The organism is Bradyrhizobium sp. Crot121, from assembly GCF_059512385.1.
In genome coordinates, this window is record NZ_JCAMOR010000364.1 from 1 (window position 1) to 458 (window position 458).

Annotated in this window: 1 protein-coding gene and 1 pseudogene; both read right to left on the bottom strand. The window is 62.2% G+C overall.

Translation table 11 applies throughout. The annotated features are described in order from the left end of the window. A pseudogene (locus AC5ZGW_RS46990) lies at positions 1-209 on the bottom strand (DNA-directed DNA polymerase); the annotation flags it as partial. Next, a partial coding sequence (locus AC5ZGW_RS46995) for a hypothetical protein (protein ID WP_496114252.1) occupies positions 206-458 on the bottom strand: 253 nt, incomplete at its 5' end. The gene AC5ZGW_RS46995 and the pseudogene AC5ZGW_RS46990, both read right to left, overlap by 4 nt.

The following is a 458-nucleotide window of genomic DNA, read 5'->3' on the forward strand; positions in this document are numbered from 1 at the left end:
TCGACGGTGGTTGCGCCATCGGTATCGACTTCGCACTGGCCGGTTGCCTCGACCATCATCTCGAAATCGGTGGTGGCGATGGAGATCGCGCCGCCATCCACGACGATTCGCGCGTTGTTCGCGATCACGGCGGGCGAGTTCTTCGGTGCGCTGGAAACGCCGCGCGCTACAATGTCGGCGAGGATGTCGCGATTGATCTTGAACTTCACAGAAGGCTCCCTTGCTTGGCCGTATGAAAATGATGCGGGTTGCCGACGTGCGCCTTGCACTCGTCGGCGGACGGATATTTCGGGTTGATGAAGAGATGCAGCCGGTGCATTGCGTCGTCGTACTGACCGGCGCGGATCACCGCGTCGATCTCGTCACGGATCGCAACGTCATCGAGCGTTGCGAGATGGCGGCGAGCGATCATCGAGTCGCCAGCGCTGAGCGCGGTGTGCGCGCGCAGAAGCGCGAGC